The organism is Rhodoferax ferrireducens T118 (assembly GCF_000013605.1).
Taxonomy (GTDB): Bacteria; Pseudomonadota; Gammaproteobacteria; order Burkholderiales; family Burkholderiaceae_C; genus Rhodoferax; species Rhodoferax ferrireducens.
In genome coordinates, this window is sequence record NC_007908.1 from 465,193 (window position 1) to 483,030 (window position 17,838).

13 protein-coding genes and 1 riboswitch are annotated in these 17,838 nt (G+C 61.0%); of the genes, 8 read left to right on the top strand and 5 right to left on the bottom strand.

Going from position 1 to position 17,838, the window contains the following annotated elements; genetic code table 11:
• Positions 1–11: 11 nt before the first annotated feature.
• Together RFER_RS02285 and recQ are read right to left on the bottom strand one after the other, a co-directional pair.
• A complete protein-coding gene (locus RFER_RS02285; RefSeq protein WP_244095785.1) occupies positions 12–3,095 on the bottom strand; it encodes a sensor domain-containing protein in 3,084 nt (1,027 codons plus the stop codon).
• A gap of 121 nt (positions 3,096–3,216) precedes the next feature.
• Positions 3,217–5,073: a DNA helicase RecQ gene (recQ, locus tag RFER_RS02290; RefSeq protein WP_011462784.1), complete on the bottom strand. Its 1,857-nt coding sequence runs from the start codon at positions 5,071–5,073 to the stop codon at positions 3,217–3,219.
• Between the two features lie 156 nt (positions 5,074–5,229).
• Between recQ and RFER_RS02295 the strand changes: the two genes are divergently transcribed.
• Both RFER_RS02295 and RFER_RS02300 read left to right on the top strand, forming a co-directional pair.
• The gene (locus RFER_RS02295; RefSeq protein ID WP_011462785.1) at positions 5,230–6,276 is read left to right on the top strand and encodes a homocysteine S-methyltransferase family protein; all 1,047 of its coding nucleotides are present in this window, start codon (positions 5,230–5,232) and stop codon (positions 6,274–6,276) included.
• 22 nt (positions 6,277–6,298) lie between these two features.
• Complete coding sequence (locus tag RFER_RS02300) at positions 6,299–7,204, top strand: aminotransferase class IV (protein ID WP_011462786.1); 906 nt, start codon at positions 6,299–6,301, stop codon at positions 7,202–7,204.
• Positions 7,205–7,265: 61 nt separating this feature from the next.
• Here RFER_RS02300 and RFER_RS23875 read toward each other — a convergent pair whose 3' ends face one another.
• Positions 7,266–7,403 (bottom strand): hypothetical protein, encoded by a 138-nt coding sequence (locus tag RFER_RS23875; RefSeq protein ID WP_166485637.1) that lies wholly within the window; start codon positions 7,401–7,403, stop codon positions 7,266–7,268.
• A gap of 263 nt (positions 7,404–7,666) precedes the next feature.
• Between RFER_RS23875 and RFER_RS02305 the strand changes: the two genes are divergently transcribed.
• From RFER_RS02305 to RFER_RS02320, 5 genes are all read left to right on the top strand, one after another.
• Positions 7,667–8,428 (top strand): ArsR/SmtB family transcription factor, encoded by a 762-nt coding sequence (locus RFER_RS02305; RefSeq protein ID WP_011462787.1) that lies wholly within the window; start codon positions 7,667–7,669, stop codon positions 8,426–8,428.
• Between the two features lies 1 nt (position 8,429).
• Positions 8,430–8,783 (top strand): DsrE/DsrF/TusD sulfur relay family protein, encoded by a 354-nt coding sequence (locus RFER_RS02310; RefSeq protein ID WP_011462788.1) that lies wholly within the window; start codon positions 8,430–8,432, stop codon positions 8,781–8,783.
• A gap of 10 nt (positions 8,784–8,793) precedes the next feature.
• Complete coding sequence (locus tag RFER_RS23880; protein ID WP_244095786.1) at positions 8,794–8,967, top strand: hypothetical protein; 174 nt, start codon at positions 8,794–8,796, stop codon at positions 8,965–8,967.
• A 432-nt stretch (positions 8,968–9,399) separates the two neighbouring features.
• The gene (locus tag RFER_RS24425; RefSeq protein ID WP_011462790.1) at positions 9,400–10,041 is read left to right on the top strand and encodes a PEP-CTERM sorting domain-containing protein; all 642 of its coding nucleotides are present in this window, start codon (positions 9,400–9,402) and stop codon (positions 10,039–10,041) included.
• Between the two features lie 259 nt (positions 10,042–10,300).
• Positions 10,301–10,371, top strand: a riboswitch (S-adenosyl-L-homocysteine riboswitch).
• Positions 10,372–10,394: 23 nt separating this feature from the next.
• A complete protein-coding gene (locus RFER_RS02320) occupies positions 10,395–13,292 on the top strand; it encodes a vitamin B12 dependent-methionine synthase activation domain-containing protein (protein WP_011462791.1) in 2,898 nt (965 codons plus the stop codon).
• 3 nt (positions 13,293–13,295) lie between these two features.
• Here RFER_RS02320 and RFER_RS02325 read toward each other — a convergent pair whose 3' ends face one another.
• Both RFER_RS02325 and RFER_RS02330 read right to left on the bottom strand, forming a co-directional pair.
• Positions 13,296–14,507: an MFS transporter gene (locus RFER_RS02325; protein ID WP_011462792.1), complete on the bottom strand. Its 1,212-nt coding sequence runs from the start codon at positions 14,505–14,507 to the stop codon at positions 13,296–13,298.
• A 115-nt stretch (positions 14,508–14,622) separates the two neighbouring features.
• Positions 14,623–15,387 (bottom strand): ParA family protein, encoded by a 765-nt coding sequence (locus RFER_RS02330; RefSeq protein WP_011462793.1) that lies wholly within the window; start codon positions 15,385–15,387, stop codon positions 14,623–14,625.
• A 146-nt stretch (positions 15,388–15,533) separates the two neighbouring features.
• On the opposite strand from RFER_RS02330, the gene RFER_RS02335 reads away from it, so the two are divergent.
• Positions 15,534–17,828 carry a putative bifunctional diguanylate cyclase/phosphodiesterase gene (locus RFER_RS02335; protein ID WP_011462794.1) on the top strand — a complete coding sequence of 765 codons (2,295 nt, stop codon included), beginning with the start codon at positions 15,534–15,536 and terminating at the stop codon, positions 17,826–17,828.
• Positions 17,829–17,838 lie beyond the last annotated feature (10 nt).

Here is a 17,838-nt window from a genome sequence, read left to right on the forward strand (position 1 = left end):
CACGCAAACCGTCAGCTGATGCTATTACGCACGAACGCTTCGAATTGATCTTTAGGTAGCGGCTTGCTGACGTAATAACCCTGCACCTCATCACATCCCTGCAAGCGCAAAAAGGCCAGTTGACTGGCCGTTTCCACCCCCTCGGCAATGGTGTGCATGCCCAAACTGCTGGCCAGATTGATGATCGCGGTGACGATCGCCTTGTCATCCGGATCATCGCTGATGTCGCGTACAAAAGACTGATCGATCTTGAGCTTGTTGACCTTGAATTTCTTCAGGTAGCTCAGGCTCGAGTAGCCGGTGCCAAAGTCGTCAATCGACATGCGGATGCCGTGTTCGTCGAGCTTGTTCATGATCGCGATGGCGGCCGGCGGATCGTCCATCGCGGCGGCCTCCGTCAGCTCCAGCTCCAGAAATTCGGGGGGCAGCGCGGCCTCGTCGAGGATGCGCGTCACCAGGGCCATCAGGTTCGGATGGCGAAACTGCACCGCTGACAGGTTGACCGCGATCACCATGGGCCGCAGCCCGGCATCCAGCCACTGCTTCAATTGCCTGACGGCGGTGCGCAGCACCCACTCGCCAATCGCCAGGATCTGCCCACTGTCTTCGGCAATCGGGATGAACTCCGCCGGCGAGATCATGCCGAGCTCGGGATGGCGCCAGCGCAGCAGGGCTTCGGCGCCCACAATATGACCATCCTGCAAGGCGACCTGCGGCTGAAAATGCAGCTCAAATTCATGCCGGGGCAGGGCATGGCGCAGGGCGTTGACCAATTGCAGGGTGCGCGCCGAATGGGTCTGCATCTCCTGCGTGAAAAAGCGGAAATCGTTGCGCGAGGCTTGCTTGACGCGATACATGGCGGCGTCGGCGTTTTTTGACAGGGTTTCAAAATCCTGTCCGTCATTGGGATAAAGGGCGATACCAATCGACACCGTGCTCACCAATTCATTCTGTTCAATCTGGCACGGCTGCGCTACGGCGGCAAGCAACTTCGTCGCGACTTGACTGGCCTGCGCTTCATCAGTGCCCGGTAGCAACAGAATAAATTCATCGCCCCCCAGCCGCGACAAGCTGTCTTCTTCCCGCAGCGCGGCCTTGAGTCGGCGCGAGACGTCCACCAGCAGTTGATCACCAACGCTATGCCCCAAGGTGTCGTTGATATTCTTGAAGTGGTCCAAGTCGAGAAACATGATGGCCAACTGGTCGCCGTGGCGCTGCGCCAGGCTGAGCGCGTACCGGAAGCGATCATGGAGTTGACTGCGGTTGGGCAGGCCGGTCAGTTGATCAAAATGGGCCAACTGTTGAATCTGCGCCTCGGCCAGCTTCTTCTCGGTGATGTCGCGCGTGATGGAGAGAATGCAGTCAACGTCTTTGAAGCGGACTTTTTCCGCTGACATCAAGCCGTGAAAGATGTCGCCATTTTTCTTGACGAAAGTGGCCTCAAGATTGTTGCAACGTCCTTCGGACTGCAATGCGTCAACCAGCCGCATCCGGTCTGCCGGGTTGCCCCAGAGATTGAGTTCGGTGGCGGTTTTGCCCACCACCTCGTCGTGCCGCCAGCCGGTGATGCGCTCAAAACCCGTGTTCACATCGACGTAGAGACCATCCACCAGCCGGGTGATATTGACCGCATCCGGACTGGTCTGGAACGCTTTGCGATAGCGCTCCTCGCTGTCGCGTAAATCGTCCTGCATGATCTTGCGCTCACGTTCGTCGGCAAAGCGGTCCAGCGCAAAGCTGATGTCAAGCGCCATTTCAAGCAACAGGTTTTGCGCTGCTTCGTCAAAGGCACACGCTTCACCCGCATACAGTGTGAAGGCGCCGATCACCCGGTCTTTCAGGTGCAAGGGCAGCGACGCCGAGGCGCCCCAGCCGAAGCGCTCGCCGCGTTCATGCCAAGCTGCGGTGGCGTCATCGTGCTGGAAGTCCTGGCACCAAAACGGCCGGTCTTCACGAATTGATGTGCCGGTGGGGCCGCGACCCTTGTCGCCGCTCAGATCAACTGAAATTTCTATCCCCTCCAGGTACTCGACACCGCTGCCGAATGAGGCCGCCGGTTTGATCAACTGGTCAGCCTCATCGAGCATGCCGATCCAGGCCATTTTCATGCCGCCAAAATTAACGGCATCCCGGCAAATGATCGGGAACAATTCACTGGCATCGCTGCAGCGGACGATGGCCTGGTTGCATTGGCTCAGGGCCGCATAAAGCTTGGTCAGGCGCTCAATTTTGATTTCAGCCTTCTTGCGCTCGGTGATGTCGCGCGACAGCACAATGAAAGTCGGCGCATCACCTGGCAGGCCGGGCTTGCGTGAAGCGGAGAGCTCGAACCAATGCGCGCCGTCCGGCAGGGCTAGCTGGATCTGCTTGCCGTGCGAGTAGCCGACTGCATTGGCTTCATGCACCGCCGCCAGGCAAATATCTGCCACCGCAACCGGCAACACCCGATGCAGCGTCTTGCCCAGCAGCTCAGAGCGCGGCGAATGGTAGGCCAGATAGCGACCGTCCATGTCCGTTTCAAAGAGTAGATCGGGCAGTGCGTCGAGCGTGCTCTGCAACCGCTGGTTGAGCGCCACGAGTTCTACTGCCTGCGCATTGACGTCGACTTGAAGTTCGTTCGCGCGGACTCTGGCGGCACCCGCCTGCTTCGCACTGTAAGCCAGCAGCACACTGAACAGCGCCGCCAGCGCGACTTTCAGGCTCAGGCCCTGCGGGTCTGCCCAACCCGTCGTGGGCGCCACGCTGAGGGTCCACTTGGCGTTGGGAACTTTCAATTCAAAATCAACGGCGTCAAGCGGGACTTTGGCTGACTGGGCGATGATCTGGCGCTGTTGGCTGGCCGGATCGATGCGCCACAGCACATAGTCATAGCCGCGTGCCACCACCTGCTCGAATTGCGCCGGACCCAAGGCTTGCTGCAGATTTTGTTGCAAGGACTGCGCATGGTCGGCGGCCATGGCCAGCGCACGGGACTGCGCCAGCTGCCGGCGGTGCTGCTCCGAGCGATAGACCAGGCCACCAGCCACCAGGCCCGCGAGCAGGAAGACGACGATGCCAACCAGGGCTGGGCGCATGGGCTTAGCGAGAATTGGCATCACAAACCTTCCCTGTTGAAATGGTTGCATTGCACACACCCGCCAATAACGCACACCTTGGCGCCGTGCTTGCGGTCAAATTGTAGAGGTGAGCGCAGTCAGGTTCGGTCACCTGTGTCGCTCACACGCTCACCATCACGCGCAGCACCTCTTCACCATAAGCCTCCAGCTTTTTCGCGCCAATGCCGCTGATGCCTTGCAGATCATCGAGCGACAGCGGCGCGCGCTCGGCGATGGCCGCCAGCGTGGCATCGTGAAAAATCACATAGGCCGGCAGGTTGTGTTCTTTGGCCACTTCGCCGCGCCAGGCTTTCAGGGCGGTGTAGCGGGTCTGCGCCGCGGCATCCAGCGCGATGGGCGTTTTGCCGACGCTGCCGGCGTGGACCGCGCTGCTGCGTTTGGCCTTGCGCTCGGCCGGGCTCGATACCGAGGCGCGCAACTGCACCGGCACCTCGCCCCTGAGCACGGCGCGTGAGGCATCGGTGAGTTGCAGGGTATTGAAGGCCTGGGCATCGACCGCCACGGCGCCGATGGCAATCAGCTGGCGCAGCACGCCGCGCAGTTGCACTTCGCTCAAGTCCGCGCCAATGCCAAAGGTACTCAGGGTTTCATGGCCGCGCTGCGTCACCTTCTCGGTGCTTTTGCCGCGCAAAATATCCATGATGTGCACCGCGCCATAACTGCCGCCCATCTGCTGCACGCGGTAGATGGTGCTGAGCAGCTTGCGCGCCGCGTCGGTGCCGTCCCACACGGCGGGTGGGTGCAGGCAGTTGTCGCAATTGCCGCAGGCTTTGCTCTCTTCGTCAAAGTAGTGCAGCAGGCGCACACGGCGGCAATCGGTGGCCTCGGCCAGACCCAGCAGCGCATCGAGTTTGCCGCGCAGGCCCTGTTTGAATTCTTCGCCGGCCGGGCTCTCGTCGATCATGCGGCGCTGGTTGACCACGTCTTGCAGGCCGTAGCACATCCAGGCTTGCGCGGCTTGGCCATCGCGCCCGGCGCGGCCGGTTTCCTGGTAATAGCCCTCGATGTTTTTCGGCATGTCCAGGTGCGCGACAAAACGCACATCGGGCTTGTCGATGCCCATGCCGAAGGCGATGGTCGCCACCATCACAATGCCCTCGCTGCGCAGAAACTGGTCCTGGTTCGCTTGGCGCACCTTGGCTTCCAGTCCGGCGTGGTAGGGCAGCGCGGCAATGCCTTCGTCGCACAACAGATTGGCAATGTCTTCCACCCGTTTACGCGACTGACAATAAACGATACCAGCATCGCCCATGTGCTCACTGGTGATGAAACGCAGCAACTGCTGCGTGGCATCTCGCTTCTCGACGATGGTGTAACTGATGTTGGGGCGGTCAAAGCTGCTGATAAACAGGCGCGCGTCCTGCAACTGCAGCCGCTCCACAATGTCGGCGCGGGTCAGTGCGTCGGCCGTGGCCGTCAGCGCGATGCGCGGCACGCTGCCATAACGCTCATGCAACACGGTCAAAGCGCGGTATTCAGGCCGGAAGTCGTGGCCCCACTGGCTCACGCAGTGCGCCTCGTCGATGGCAAACAGGCTCAGTTTGCCGCGCTCGTACAGCGAATCAAGCTGCGCCAGAAAACGCGGTGTCGTGACGCGCTCGGGCGCCGCGTAGAGCAGGGTGATGTCGCCGCGCAGCAACCGTCGCTCCACCTGCGTCGCCTGCTCGCCCGACAAGGTGGAGTTGAGAAACTCGGCTTTGATGCCGGCCTCATGCAACGCACCGACCTGGTCGTGCATCAGCGCGATCAGCGGCGAGATCACGACCGTGATGCCCTGGCCGGCTTGTTCGCGCGCGATCGCCGGAATCTGGTAACACAGCGATTTGCCGCCGCCGGTGGGCATCAGCACCAAGGCGTCGCCGCCCGCCACCACGTGCTCGATGATGGCTTGCTGGGGGCCACGGAACGCGTCGTAGCCAAAGACTTCTTGCAGGATCAGGTGAATGGACAAAATCAAATGCTACTGAATAAATAGCTGCTTACGTATATCGGATGTGGGTTAGAGGCCAATTTGGCATATATTTCTCGGTGAAGCCCGAAAATCACCGGCCCCTGTTGCGGCCATTGTCCCATCCCGCACAGCCCAGCCCCCGGCTTTCTACAATACGCAGCTATGAAAGCACTCCACTACACCCGCGGACAAAAGCTGCCCGAGATTCTGCAACACCGCATCATGGTGCTCGACGGCGCCATGGGCACCATGATCCAGCGCTTCAAGCTGGGTGAAGCCCAGTACCGGGGCGAGCGCTTCAAGGACTTCCACAAAGACGTCAAGGGCAACAACGAGCTGCTGAGCCTGACGCGCCCGGACGTCATCACCGACATCCATGAGCGCTATCTGGCCGCCGGCGCCGACATGATCGAGACCAACACCTTTGGCGCCACCCGGGTGGCCCAGGCCGACTACGACATGGCCGACCTGGCGTTTGAGATGAACCTGGCCTCGGCCAAGCTGGCCAGAGCCGCCTGCGACAAATTTTCAACCCCCGACAAACCGCGTTTTGTGCTCGGTGCCCTGGGCCCGACACCCAAGACCGCCAGCATCAGCCCGGACGTGAACGATCCCGGCGCCCGCAATGTGACTTTTGAGCAACTGCGCGCCGCCTATTACGAACAGGTTGAAGCGCTGGTGCAGGGCGGCGCCGATGCGCTGCTGGTGGAAACCATTTTTGACACCCTCAACGCCAAGGCGGCGCTGTTCGCCATCGATGAATTTTTTGAGGCCAGTGGGCAGCAGCTGCCCATCATCATCAGCGGCACGGTGACGGATGCGTCCGGGCGCATTTTGAGCGGCCAGACCGTCACCGCGTTCTGGCACAGCGTGCGTCACGCGCAGCCCTTGGCCGTGGGTCTGAACTGCGCCCTGGGGGCCGCGCTGATGCGCCCCTACATCCAGGAGTTGGCCAAGGCCGCGCCCGACACCTTCATCAGCTGCTACCCCAATGCCGGCCTGCCCAACCCGATGAGCGACACCGGCTTTGACGAAACCCCGGCCGACACCAGCCGCCTGATTGGCGAGTTTGCCGCCGAGGGCCTGGTCAACATCGTGGGTGGCTGCTGCGGCACCACGCCGGAGCACATTGGGGCCATTCACGACAAAGTGGCTCCGCTGGCGGGGCGCGTGCTGCAGAGGAATGTGTTTTACCCAGAGGCGGCTTGACGGGTTACCAAGGAGTTGACCGATGCCAGCACCCGATCTTTCCAAAGGCGTCGCCTTTGTACGTGGGCAGTACGTCCCCATTGGTGAAGCAAGCATTCCGATAACTGACTGGGGTTTCCTGCGCTCTGACGCCACCTATGACGTGGTGACGGTGTGGGATGGTTCCTTTTTTCGCCTGGACGCCCATCTGGAGCGCTTCATGCGCAGCTGCCAACGCTGGCGGCTTGACCCGGGGCTGACGCCCGGGCAAATCACCGGCGTGTTGTCGCAATGCGTGCGCCTGAGCGGGCTTCGCGCCTCTTATGTCGAGATGATCTGCACCCGGGGCCAGCCGCCTTGGGGATCGCGCGACCCACGCCTGGCCGTCAATCAGTTCTATGCCTTTGCGGTGCCCTATGTCTGGCTTGCCAATGCCCAGCAGCGTGAAGCGGGACTGCACCTGATGATCAGCGACGTGCAACGTATTCCTGCGACCTCCGTGGACCCTTCGGCCAAGAACTACCACTGGAACGACTTGACGATGGGACTGCTGGGGGCGCTGGACGCCGGGGCCGACAGTGTTGTGCTGGTCGACTCAGTCGGGAACGTGGTCGAGGGACCCGGGTTCAACGTGTTTTGTGTCAGCCACGGCGCGCTTGTGACGCCCAGCGAGGGCATGCTTGAAGGGGTGTCGCGTCGCACCGTCATCGAGATGGCGCGCGCTCTGGGGCTGGAGACACAACTGCGTGCCTTGCCCGCCGATGAGTTGCGTGGAGCCGAGGAGGTGTTCATCTCCACCTCGGGCGGTGGTGTACTGCCCGTGAGCCGGGTGGACAAACGTCCGGTTGGTGATGGCCGTCCGGGGCCGATCACGCAGCGCCTGGTACAGACCTACTGGGCCTGGCATGCCGATCCGGTGTACAGCCAGCCGATAGATTATTCGCTTTGATGTACTGCCGCAATGGCCCAGCATGGCGGCCTTCGGGTGGGCAACAGAAAATCGCGGGGCCTCAACGGAAATAGATCACCGCATAAAGCACGGCCAAAGAAGCGATCGCCAAGGCCAACACAACCCACGCGGCCGGATCCGTTTTCTTGATGCTACCGCTGAAATGCTCAAAGCTTTTTGGAAAATGCAGGGTTGACATAAAGACTCCTACTGAAGCGTGGGTAGGCCAACCGGTTCAGGCATTGGCTGTAAGTCAGCACATCCCACACCTCAACCTACGCTTAAAAATGCGCAGTTGCAAGCAGTTTTTGCTATGGGTGTTGCGAAATATCAAAGGTCTTTGTTGACAGCCGTCCTTCAGTTCGGCGCCGGGCTCCGGCGGGTTGGTACAGGCCCCGGTGCTTATAGATGCAAACAGGTCAGCTTATTCTCAATCATTCTCTTAATTGTTAGAATGTACGAATGAATCAAAGAACGCTAAAAGACTTGCTCTACGAACAAGTCGCACGCATCGGCAAGGCGGTTTCCAGCCCGAAACGGCTGGAGTTGCTGGAGTTGCTGGCGCAGGGGGAAAAAACGGTTGACGTCATGGCGACCGAGTTGTCGGCCGACATCAAGCTCATCAGCGCGCACCTGAAGGCCTTGCGGGATGCTCGCTTGGTCACCTCTCGTCGCGACGGCAAGTATGTGGTCTACCGGCTGACGGGTGGTGACGTGGCTGGCTTGCTGGTGACATTGCGGGAGGTCGCCGAGGAGCACTTGCTGGAACTGAGGTTGGCGTTGGATCAGATGGTGGCCGATCCGGCCAGGCTCGCCTCAGTCGGCCGAGAAGCACTGCTGGAACAGGCCAGGCGGGGCGATGTCGTTGTCATCGACGTTCGGCCGCTAGCCGAGTACGAGGCGGCGCACCTGCCTTTTGCCCGCTCGATGCCGATGGCCGAGATCGAAAAACGGCTCGCGGAACTGCCCTTCGACAAGGACATCGTGGCCTATTGCCGCGGACCCTTCTGTTTGCTGTCCGACGAAGCTGTCGTTCTGCTTGCAGCCAAGGGCTATCGGGTACGCAAGATACTTGACGGCGTCAGCGAGTGGCAGGCTGCCGGACTCCCGGTCCAGGCCTCTGCAGGGGAGCCAAGCCAGCCAAGAACCGGCATCACCCCTCAGGAGCCGGTCCGCAAAAACTTCAACCCTTTGCAGTCGACCATCAAACCAGGAGGCCAATGACATGGTCAAGTATCTTTTCATTCTTAACGATCCGCCCTACGGCACCGAACGAAGCTACAACGGCCTGCGTCTGGCGCGTTCCCTGCTGAAGGCGGGCGACGCCGAAGTCAAGCTGTTCCTGATCGGAGATGCCGCCGCCTGCGCCAAGGCCGGGCAGAAGGTGCCCCAGGGCTACTACAACCTTGGCGACATGCTGGGCATGATTGAGCGCGCCGGCGGCGCGATTGGTGTCTGCGGCAGTTGCATTGACGCGCGCGGCATCAGTGAAACTGACTTGGTCAAGGGCGCTTCCCGCAGCTCGATGGACGAGCTTGCCGCATGGACGCAGTGGAGTGACAAGGTCCTGGTTTTTTAAGGAGCACCCCGTGACACGAACCGCGTTGATTCCGGGGGCTGGTCAAATGAACCAGCTAATCTACCTCGACTACAACGCCACAACGCCGGTCGCGCCGGAAGTGCTTGAGGCCACGCTGCCGTTTCTGCGCGTGCATTTCGGTAATCCTTCGTCCGCGCGCCCCTTCGGTCGAATCTCCGCGTAGCTGGCGCAGGCTGCAATCCCAAGCCTCACTCCATTGCTGCAACAAACTGCCTGTTGCAGCGTCAGATAGCACCACGTTGGCAGGCACGAGGAAGGTCGATCGACTTGCTCCAATGGCCGCTTTCGCTTAGGGTTGTACGACGCCCACCCTTTGACGGTGATCGGGTCGCCTATCGCACGCCGCCACGGGCGGGCATCCGACAACCCTTCGTATTTCTGCGCCCCATACGGCTTGCATCCTGTCGAGAAAATTTACACCCGCTTGTAGACTGACAACAAAACGAGGAAATAAGTAACAAATATCAACAGGTTACGAATGATGGCAAGAATTATGCTTGTTGATGAAAATGCACCTGCGACACGCGACAGCGGTCTGCATTGCTAAATGAATAGCAGATGTGCTGTTGTTCTTCATTTTCTCTGGAGAAATATCATGAAGCTGAATTTCGCAAGGTGCACCTTCGCGCACAGTATGAAGACAATGGGCTGTGTTGCGGCGCTATTCCTGGGCTTGCTGGGTGTCGCCCCTTCAAGTTCGGCCACTGTGCTGACGGCGACAGATGCATCTTGGAAAGTCACGGCAGGCGACCTCGGACCAAGCGGCTGGAATGGCAATGCAATCTTCAACGATTCTGGGTGGGCATCCGCGACTGAACTTTCCCCTTGGCCAGGTTACGTGGCGAAAGTCATTTGGAGTGGGGGCGGGCAATTTTCCCAGAGCGAGACCCAGATTTGGGCCAGAGGTATCTTTAATCTCAGCGCCCTTCCTTTGTCTGCAGTCCTCAACAATGGCTTTGACGACGACGGAGATATCTATGTGAACGGCAACCTTGTGGTTAGTGATCACAACGGATTTGCCAATAACTCATTTGCTGACATCACCTCGCACCTGGTCATTGGCGACAATCTCATTGCGTTCACCGCCATAGATAACTATCTACAGTGGGGCTACAACCACGGTGCCGCCGTGCAGGTTGACGCCACATTCGCGCAGGTTCCCGAACCGATGTCACTTGCGCTGCTGGGCCTGGGGCTCGCTGGCCTGGCTTTTGTACGCCGCCGCGCCAAAATATAAAACCATGTAGGGCGCGTTATGACGCGCAGGCTGGGCTGTCGAAGGATGGCCCGGTCCCGCGCCTCCATGCAACGTGGGCGTTTGGCTTCGTGAGCTTGGCCCAAGTACCCAAATCCTGTCATTGGCCGTCAATTTTTCATCAACTCCAATGACTGCTGTGACGGCTTTCATGAGTCCGTTGACATTGCGCGGGCGGCTGAGCAGCGTGACGACAAACCCCTGCTGCAATATCCGGACTGCTTAGCCCTTAAAATTCATTTCTTCCAAGGAGCGTTGCAGTCGGCCACATGGCCGGTCAGGCTTGGATGACCCCAACGACGCTCACCTGATCCATTTAGCTACAGGTGAGTTGCATGTCCGAAATTATTGCCCCCTCCATGAAGTTGTCCGGCCTGGAGCCGTTGACGATTGGCCTTGCGCTGTCAGCCGATGCACCCTCCCCATCAGCCGGGGACAGAGCAGAAGATCTGTCCCCCATCGCTTCGTTTGTCAACATCGGCGAGCGCACCAATGTGACTGGCTCCAAGGCCTTTGCCCGCATGATTTTGAACGGCGAGTTTGACCAGGCCCTGAGCGTGGCGCGCCAGCAGGTCGAGAACGGCGCCCAGATCATCGACATCAACATGGACGAGGCCATGCTCGACAGCCAGGCGGCCATGGTGAAATTCTTGAATTTGATAGCGTCAGAGCCCGATATTTCAAGGGTTCCGGTCATGATTGACTCCAGCAAATGGAGTGTCATCGAGGCCGGCCTGCGCTGCGTGCAGGGCAAACCGGTGGTCAACTCCATCAGCATGAAAGAAGGCGTGGACGCTTTCAAACATCAGGCCAAGCTGCTGCGCCGCTACGGAGCCGCTGCCGTGGTGATGGCGTTTGACGAGCAGGGCCAAGCCGACACTTACGAGCGCAAGATCGGCATTTGCGAGCGCGCCTACCGCATCCTGGTCGATGAGGTGGGTTTTCCGCCGGAAGACATCATCTTCGATCCCAACATCTTCGCCATCGCCACCGGCATTGAAGAGCACAACAACTACGCGGTCGATTTCATCAACGCCACGCGCTGGATCAAGCAGCATCTGCCCGGTGCCAAGGTGTCTGGCGGTGTCAGCAACGTGTCTTTCAGCTTCCGGGGCAACGACCCGGTGCGCGAAGCGATTCACACCGTGTTTCTGTACCACGCCATCAAGGCCGGCATGGACATGGGCATCGTCAACGCCGGCATGGTCGGCGTCTACGATGACCTGGAGCCGGAGCTGCGCGAGCGCGTGGAAGACGTGGTGCTGAACCGCAGGCCAGATGCGGGTGAGCGCCTGGTCGAGATTGCCGAAACGGCCAAGAGCGGGGCCAAGGACGAGAGCAAAAAGCTCGAATGGCGCGGCACGCCGGAGCACCCGGTGAGCGTGGAGCAGCGCCTCTCCCACGCGATGGTGCACGGCATCACCGATTTCATCGTCCCTGACACCGAAGAAGCCTACCAAGCCATCCTCGCCAAGGGCGGGCGGCCGCTGCATGTGATTGAAGGCCCGCTGATGGCGGGCATGAGCATCGTCGGCGACCTGTTTGGCCAGGGCAAGATGTTCTTGCCGCAGGTGGTGAAAAGCGCACGCGTGATGAAGCAAGCCGTGGCGCATTTGATTCCCTACATTGAAGAAGAAAAGCGGCTCGATGAAGCGGCCGGTCGCGACGTCGCGACCAAAGGCAAGATCATCATCGCCACCGTCAAGGGCGACGTGCATGACATTGGGAAAAACATCGTCACCGTGGTCTTGCAGTGCAACAACTTTGACGTGGTCAACATGGGTGTGATGGTGCCCTGTCACGAGATTCTGGCGCGCGCCAAGGTAGAGGGCGCGGACATCATTGGCCTGTCGGGACTGATCACGCCCAGCCTGGAAGAGATGGCCTATGTGGCCGGCGAGATGCAGAAGGACGACTACTTTCGCATCAAAAAAATCCCGCTGCTGATTGGTGGTGCCACCACCAGCCGGGTCCACACTGCCGTCAAGGTGGCGCCCCACTACGCGGGCCCCGTGGTCTATGTGCCCGATGCCTCGCGCAGCGTGGGCGTGGTGCAAAACCTGTTGGGCGATGCCGCCAGCGGCTTTGTGGCCGAGCTCAACACCGATTACGAGCGCGTGCGCCAGCAGCACGCCAACAAGAAGCAAATCCCGCTGTGGCCGCTGGCCAAGGCGCGCGCCAACAAGACGCCAGTGGACTGGTCCGCTTACCAGCCAACCACGCCGAAGTTCATTGGCCGACGTGTCTTCAAGAACTTTGACCTGGGCGAGTTGGCGGGCTTTATCGACTGGGGCCCGTTCTTCCAGACCTGGGACCTGGCCGGACCATTCCCGGCGATTCTGGACGATGAGGTCGTGGGCGTTGAGGCCAAAAAAATCTATGCCGATGGCCAGGCGATGCTGAAAAAAATCATCGAAGGCCGCTGGCTCACCGCCAACGGCGTGCTGGGCCTGTACCCCGCCAACACCGTCAACGACGACGACATCGAGCTCTACACGGATGAGACCCGCAGCACCGTGGCCATGACCTGGTACGGCCTGCGCCAGCAGGCGGCCAAGGAAGAAATTGACGGTGTGATGCGCCCGAGCCGCTGCCTGGCTGATTTTGTGGCACCCAAAATTGCTACTGAAAATATAGCTTCTGATGCAATGAAGACGGGGGCTACAGGCCAAAAAGGCTTAAATAAGCCAGGGAATGCCGAGACCGTGATTCCCGCGCAGGCGAGCATCCGGGACTACATCGGCGTCTTCGCTGTGACCGCGGGTATCGGCATCGAGAAGAAAGAAGCGCAGTTTCTGGCCGCGCACGACGACTACAGCGCCATCCTGCTCAAGTCCCTGGCCGACCGGCTGGCCGAAGCCTTTGCCGAGTGTCTGCACAAAAAAGTGCGCACCGACCTGTGGGGTTATGCGCCTGATGAAGCCCTGCCTGCCAAAGATTTGATCGCGGAAAAGTACCAAGGCATCCGCCCGGCGCCGGGCTACCCGGCCTGTCCGGACCACAGCGTGAAGAAAGACATGTTCGAGCTGCTGCAGTGCGGCGACATTGGCATGGGTGTGACCGAGAGTTTGGCCATGACGCCAGCCGCCAGCGTCAGTGGCTTCTACATCGGCCACCCGGACAGCACCTATTTCAGCGTCGGCAAGATTGGCGACGACCAGCTCAAAGACTTGGCGATGCGCCGTGGCATGGATGAAAAAGCGCTGCAGCGGCTGCTGGCGCCCAATCTGTGATTCTTAGCGCGAGCGCAGCGCCAACTGCTGCGCCAGCATCAAGGCGCCCACCCCCAGCACGCTGAGCGCGAGCAACAACCACAGGCCGTGGGTGTAGCCCGCCTGCGCCGTCCACAACAAACCCAGCAGCAAAGGCGCTGCCGCGCGCGCCAGCGCCAGCGGCAGGCCCAGCGCGCCATTGAGCGTGGCCACATGGTCACGGTTCACGTACTGCGCGATGGCCGTCCCTTTCACAATCGTGAGCATGCCGTTGCCCAGACCGTAGAGCAGCACAAACAGCAGCACGGCCCCCACTTGCCCGTCAGCGGACAGGGGCGCCGCCAGCAAGGCCAGCAGCCCGAGCGGAATCAGGCACGGAATCAGCCGGTTCGCCAGATGCGGGTCGACGTGGTGCTCAAAAAAGTAGAGCAGCAGCCGGCCCAGGACCTGAATGACACCGATGCCGGCCGGAATGGCGATGACCCAGACCTCGCGCAAGCCGTTCTCGCGCAGCAGACTCACCATGTGCGCAGGCAGCGCCACCGTCACCGCCATCAGCAGCACGACAAACACCCCAATCAGCAAAAACGGGGCACTGAAAATGAAATCGGTCACGCCTTTGACCGTCTGCGGGTCAGCGGCGGCCACGCGGGGGCTCGGACGCGGCGCCCCGCGCAGCGCCAGCGCGTGCAGCGGCGCACACACCAGCAGATGCAACGCCGCCAGGGCGATGAACGCGTGGCGCCAGCCCCACAGGGCCATCAGCCAGGCGGTGAGCGGGATGAACACGGTGCTGGCCAGGCCACCCAAAAAAGTCATGAGGATGATGGCGCGGCGAAAATCAAGGGGGAAGCGGCGCGTCACCACGGCAAAGGCGGGCGCATACAAAACGGCTGCCATCGCCGCACCCAGCCCGGCCCAGACCGCATAAAACCCGACCATGCCGGTGACGCTGCCCTGCAGCAGCAGGCAAACACCGGCCAGCACCGAGCCACCCGTCATGACGATGCGCTCATGGCCGCGGTCAATCCAGCGGCCCACCGGGTACGCCAGCAGGCCCTCGACCAGCAAGGCCAGGCTGAACGCCAGCGACGACTCGGCCCGGCTCAGACCCAGGTCACGCTCCACCGGCGCCATGACCAGTGCGAAGGTGTAGAAGATGCTGCCCCAGCTGATCAACTGCGCCAGCGACAGCCAGCCGACCAGGCGCAGGTTAATGGGGGGCGGCGCTTGCATGGGTTGATCAGATATATATGCCAAATTCGGCTCTAGCCAGCATCGAATAAGCCTATGCAGCAATGAATTCAGGACTTGCCAATGGATGGGGTGAGTTGTGGCGGCCAGGTGCGAGTTAGAGCAGGGCGTCGTGCAAGGCCACAAATTCCAGCGTGAGCTTGTGGTTGGGCTCCAGAAAGATCATCGGTGAAGACTGCTCGTGCGACTCCCGAATCTTGACCGACGAGCTCAGGTAGGGCTGCAACACCGGCAGGCCTTCGTCGATCAACTCCTGCACCAGGCGCTGCGGCAAGTTGGCGCGTGGCTGAAACTGGTTCACGATGATGCCCTCGACCTGCAGGTCGGCATTGTGGTCGGCCTTGATCTCGGCCACGTTTTCCAGCAGCGTGTAAAGCGCCCGGCGCGAGAAATCATCGCAATCAAACGGAATCAGGCAACCCTGCGCCGCCATCAGGGCCGAGCGGGTGTAGAAGTTCAGCGCCGGTGGCGTGTCGATGTAGATCTGGTCGTAATCGTCGGCCAACTGCAGCAGCGCATCGCGCAGCTTGTAAATCTTGTGGCGTGATTCCAGCTTGCCATGTAATTCATCGAGCAGCGGGTTGGATGCCATCAGGTCCAGCCCCTCCCAGGGGCTATTGACGATGAAATCGCCCGGCGGCTTGTCGCGAATAGTGAACTTCAAACTCTGATCAAAGAACTCCGCCACATTGGGCAGCTCGTCTGGCGCGTCGGCGCCCAGCAGGTAGCGGGTGGAGTTGCCCTGCGCGTCCAGGTCGATCACCAGGGTGCGCAAGCCCTGCCAGGCACTGATGGCGGCCAGATTGCAGGTGATGGTGGACTTGCCCACGCCACCTTTTTGGTTGAACACGACATGCTGCATGAGGGACCACCATTTTTGAATTGGGATGGCATGGAGTTTAAGGCGCCAACCGGGGCCACCGGCCTGCCGCAGTTCATTGAAGGCAGAGTGGACCGGGCATAAGAATTGCATGAGGCACTTGTCCCGACTCAAGAATAGCTAAAACCATGTGTGACCATTCCTTGTCGTACTGTCCCGATACCCTGGCCGCGCATGACCCGGACCCGAGCCGGGAACTGGGGCCGGCGCTGGTGCAGGCCAATTTGCCCGATACCGCTGAAAAACTGGGCTTGTTCGGCCGCTGGTGGTGCGAGCCACAGACCGGCCAATGGGTGTTGTCGACCGGGGCGGCGAGCCTGCTGGATGTCGGCGCCGGGCTTCATCCCACGGGGCACAGCTGTTTTGAGCAGGTGGTACCCGACGATGTCCTGCGCCTGATGGCCGGCCTGCGCGAGCCGGGTCAGGCCATCGCGTGCGAGTTTCGCATCATTAACGAGTTTGACGGCTTGCGCTGGTTGCGCATGGTCTCGGAGCCCCACCTTGCGCCCGGGCAAGCGCTGCAGACCGGCGTCGTGGTCGATGTCACCTCGTCCCGGCTGGCCGCGATGCGGGAGCGCTTTTGTTTTGAATCGACCCAGTTTCTGATCGGCACCCCCACGCTGGGGGAGGCCGTGACCAAGGTGATTCAACTGGTCTGCGACAACCTGGGCTGGGAGTGCGGCGCCTACTGGTCGCTGGAGCAGTCGCAGATGGGTGAGCATCGGCTGGCTTGCCAGCATGAGTGGCATCAACCGGACTGTCCACTGGCATCGTTCATCGCGGACACGGCCGCCATTCGCCTGGCGCCGGGCGAAGACCTGGTCGGCAACGTCTGGCGCACGATGCAGCCGGCCTGGGTGGAGGACATGGTCAACGACCAGGACTTTGTGCGGCGCAAAAGTGCCCATGCGTGTGGTTTGCAGTCTGGCTACGCCTTTGCGGTTTCTTATGTCACGGTGGGCGGACGCCGTCACAGCCATGGCGTGCTGGAGTTCTACAGCAGCCTGTCGCGCCAGCGCGAGGCTCAATTGCCGGGCCTGGCCGCGACCATCGGCGAACTGATTGCGCAGACGGTGCAGCGCCTGGAGCAGCAGGAACTCATCCGGCAGCTGGCGCAGGTCGACGACCTGACCGGACTGGCCAACCGCAAACACTTCCATCATCTGCTGGATGCGGCGTGCCTGAGCGCCACCGCATCGAGCACCTCGTTTGCCGTCCTGAATATCGACCTCGACCGCTTCAAGCAAATCAACGATGCCTTCGGCCACGAAGCCGGCAATCTGGTCCTGCATGAATTCGCACAGCGCTTGCAGCGACTTGGACCGGCCGGGTCTGCGCTGGGCCGGCTGGGAGGCGACGAGTTTGCCCTTCTGGTGACACCCGCCGGCTCGGCCGCGCAACTGCAGGCCCTGGGTGAGCGGGTGCTGCTGGCCGCGCGCCAGCCGTTTCTGTTCGAGCGGCAGGAATTGACGATGTCGGCCAGCGTGGGGATCAGCATTTTCCCCGACGACGGCTGGACCGGCTCGGAACTCATGCGCTGCGCCGACGCCGCCATGTACCGGCGCAAACACGGCGGCCGCAACGGCTTGAGTTTTTTCTCCAGCGGCACGTCCGGTACCCTGGCTGAGCAGCGCTCTGCGCTGGCCAGGCAACTGACGATGGAAGCCGAGTTGCAGCGTGCGCTGGTGAACCATGAATTCTTTCTGGCGTACCAGCCGGTTTTTGGCCGTGACGCCGAGCACATGGTCGCGGTCGAGGCACTGATTCGCTGGCGCCGGCCCGGCGGCGACGTGGTGCCGCCCGATCTCTTCATTCCGGTGGCGGAGCAGAGCGGCCTGATCGTGCAGATCGGCCGCTGGGTGGTCAAGCAGGCCTGCCATGATCTGGCGCAGTTGCATCGCGCTGGCTTCACCGACTTGCAGGTCAACGTCAACATGGCGGCGCCCGAGTTTGTCAATCCCAATTTGCCCGGCGAATTGATGGCCGTGCTGCAGGCGTGCGGGGTGGCGCCGCGCCACCTCTGCCTGGAGCTGACCGAGGGCCTGGTGATGAAGCAGCCCGACAAGGTCATTCCCGTCATGGTGGCCTTGCGGCAACTGGGCTGCAAGGTCAGCCTGGACGATTTCGGGATGGGGCATTCATCGCTGTCGCGCATGAAGATGTTGCCGATCTCCTCTTTGAAAATTGACCGCTCCTTTGTCAGCGGCCTGCCCGATGACCGTGGCGATGCCGCGATCGTGCGCACCATTCTGGACCTGGGGCGCCACATGAAGCTGCAGGTCATCGCCGAAGGGGTCGAGACCGACGCGCAGCTCCTGTTCTTGCGCCAATTCGGATGCACCCTGATTCAGGGTTTTCTATTGGGCCGACCCAAAACAGTACCCGAGCTGATGGCAGCTCATCCACAAACCACCCGCGACTAGGCTAAAAAAA

Bases quoted from the DNA above. Each gene is read 5' to 3' on its own strand.
- RFER_RS02305 (WP_011462787.1), top strand. From the start codon at position 7,667: ATGAATCAAAGAACGCTAAAAGACTTGCTCTACGAACAAGTCGCACGC.
- RFER_RS23875 (WP_166485637.1), bottom strand. From the start codon at position 7,403: ATGTCAACCCTGCATTTTCCAAAAAGCTTTGAGCATTTCAGCGGTAGC.
- RFER_RS02320 (WP_011462791.1), top strand. From the start codon at position 10,395: ATGTCCGAAATTATTGCCCCCTCCATGAAGTTGTCCGGCCTGGAGCCG.
- RFER_RS02285 (WP_244095785.1), bottom strand. From the start codon at position 3,095: ATGCCAATTCTCGCTAAGCCCATGCGCCCAGCCCTGGTTGGCATCGTC.
- RFER_RS02295 (WP_011462785.1), top strand. From the start codon at position 5,230: ATGAAAGCACTCCACTACACCCGCGGACAAAAGCTGCCCGAGATTCTG.
- RFER_RS02325 (WP_011462792.1), bottom strand. From the start codon at position 14,507: ATGCAAGCGCCGCCCCCCATTAACCTGCGCCTGGTCGGCTGGCTGTCG.
- RFER_RS24425 (WP_011462790.1), top strand. From the start codon at position 9,400: ATGAAGCTGAATTTCGCAAGGTGCACCTTCGCGCACAGTATGAAGACA.
- RFER_RS02300 (WP_011462786.1), top strand. From the start codon at position 6,299: ATGCCAGCACCCGATCTTTCCAAAGGCGTCGCCTTTGTACGTGGGCAG.
- RFER_RS02330 (WP_011462793.1), bottom strand. From the start codon at position 15,387: ATGCAGCATGTCGTGTTCAACCAAAAAGGTGGCGTGGGCAAGTCCACC.
- RFER_RS02335 (WP_011462794.1), top strand. From the start codon at position 15,534: ATGTGTGACCATTCCTTGTCGTACTGTCCCGATACCCTGGCCGCGCAT.
- RFER_RS02310 (WP_011462788.1), top strand. From the start codon at position 8,430: ATGGTCAAGTATCTTTTCATTCTTAACGATCCGCCCTACGGCACCGAA.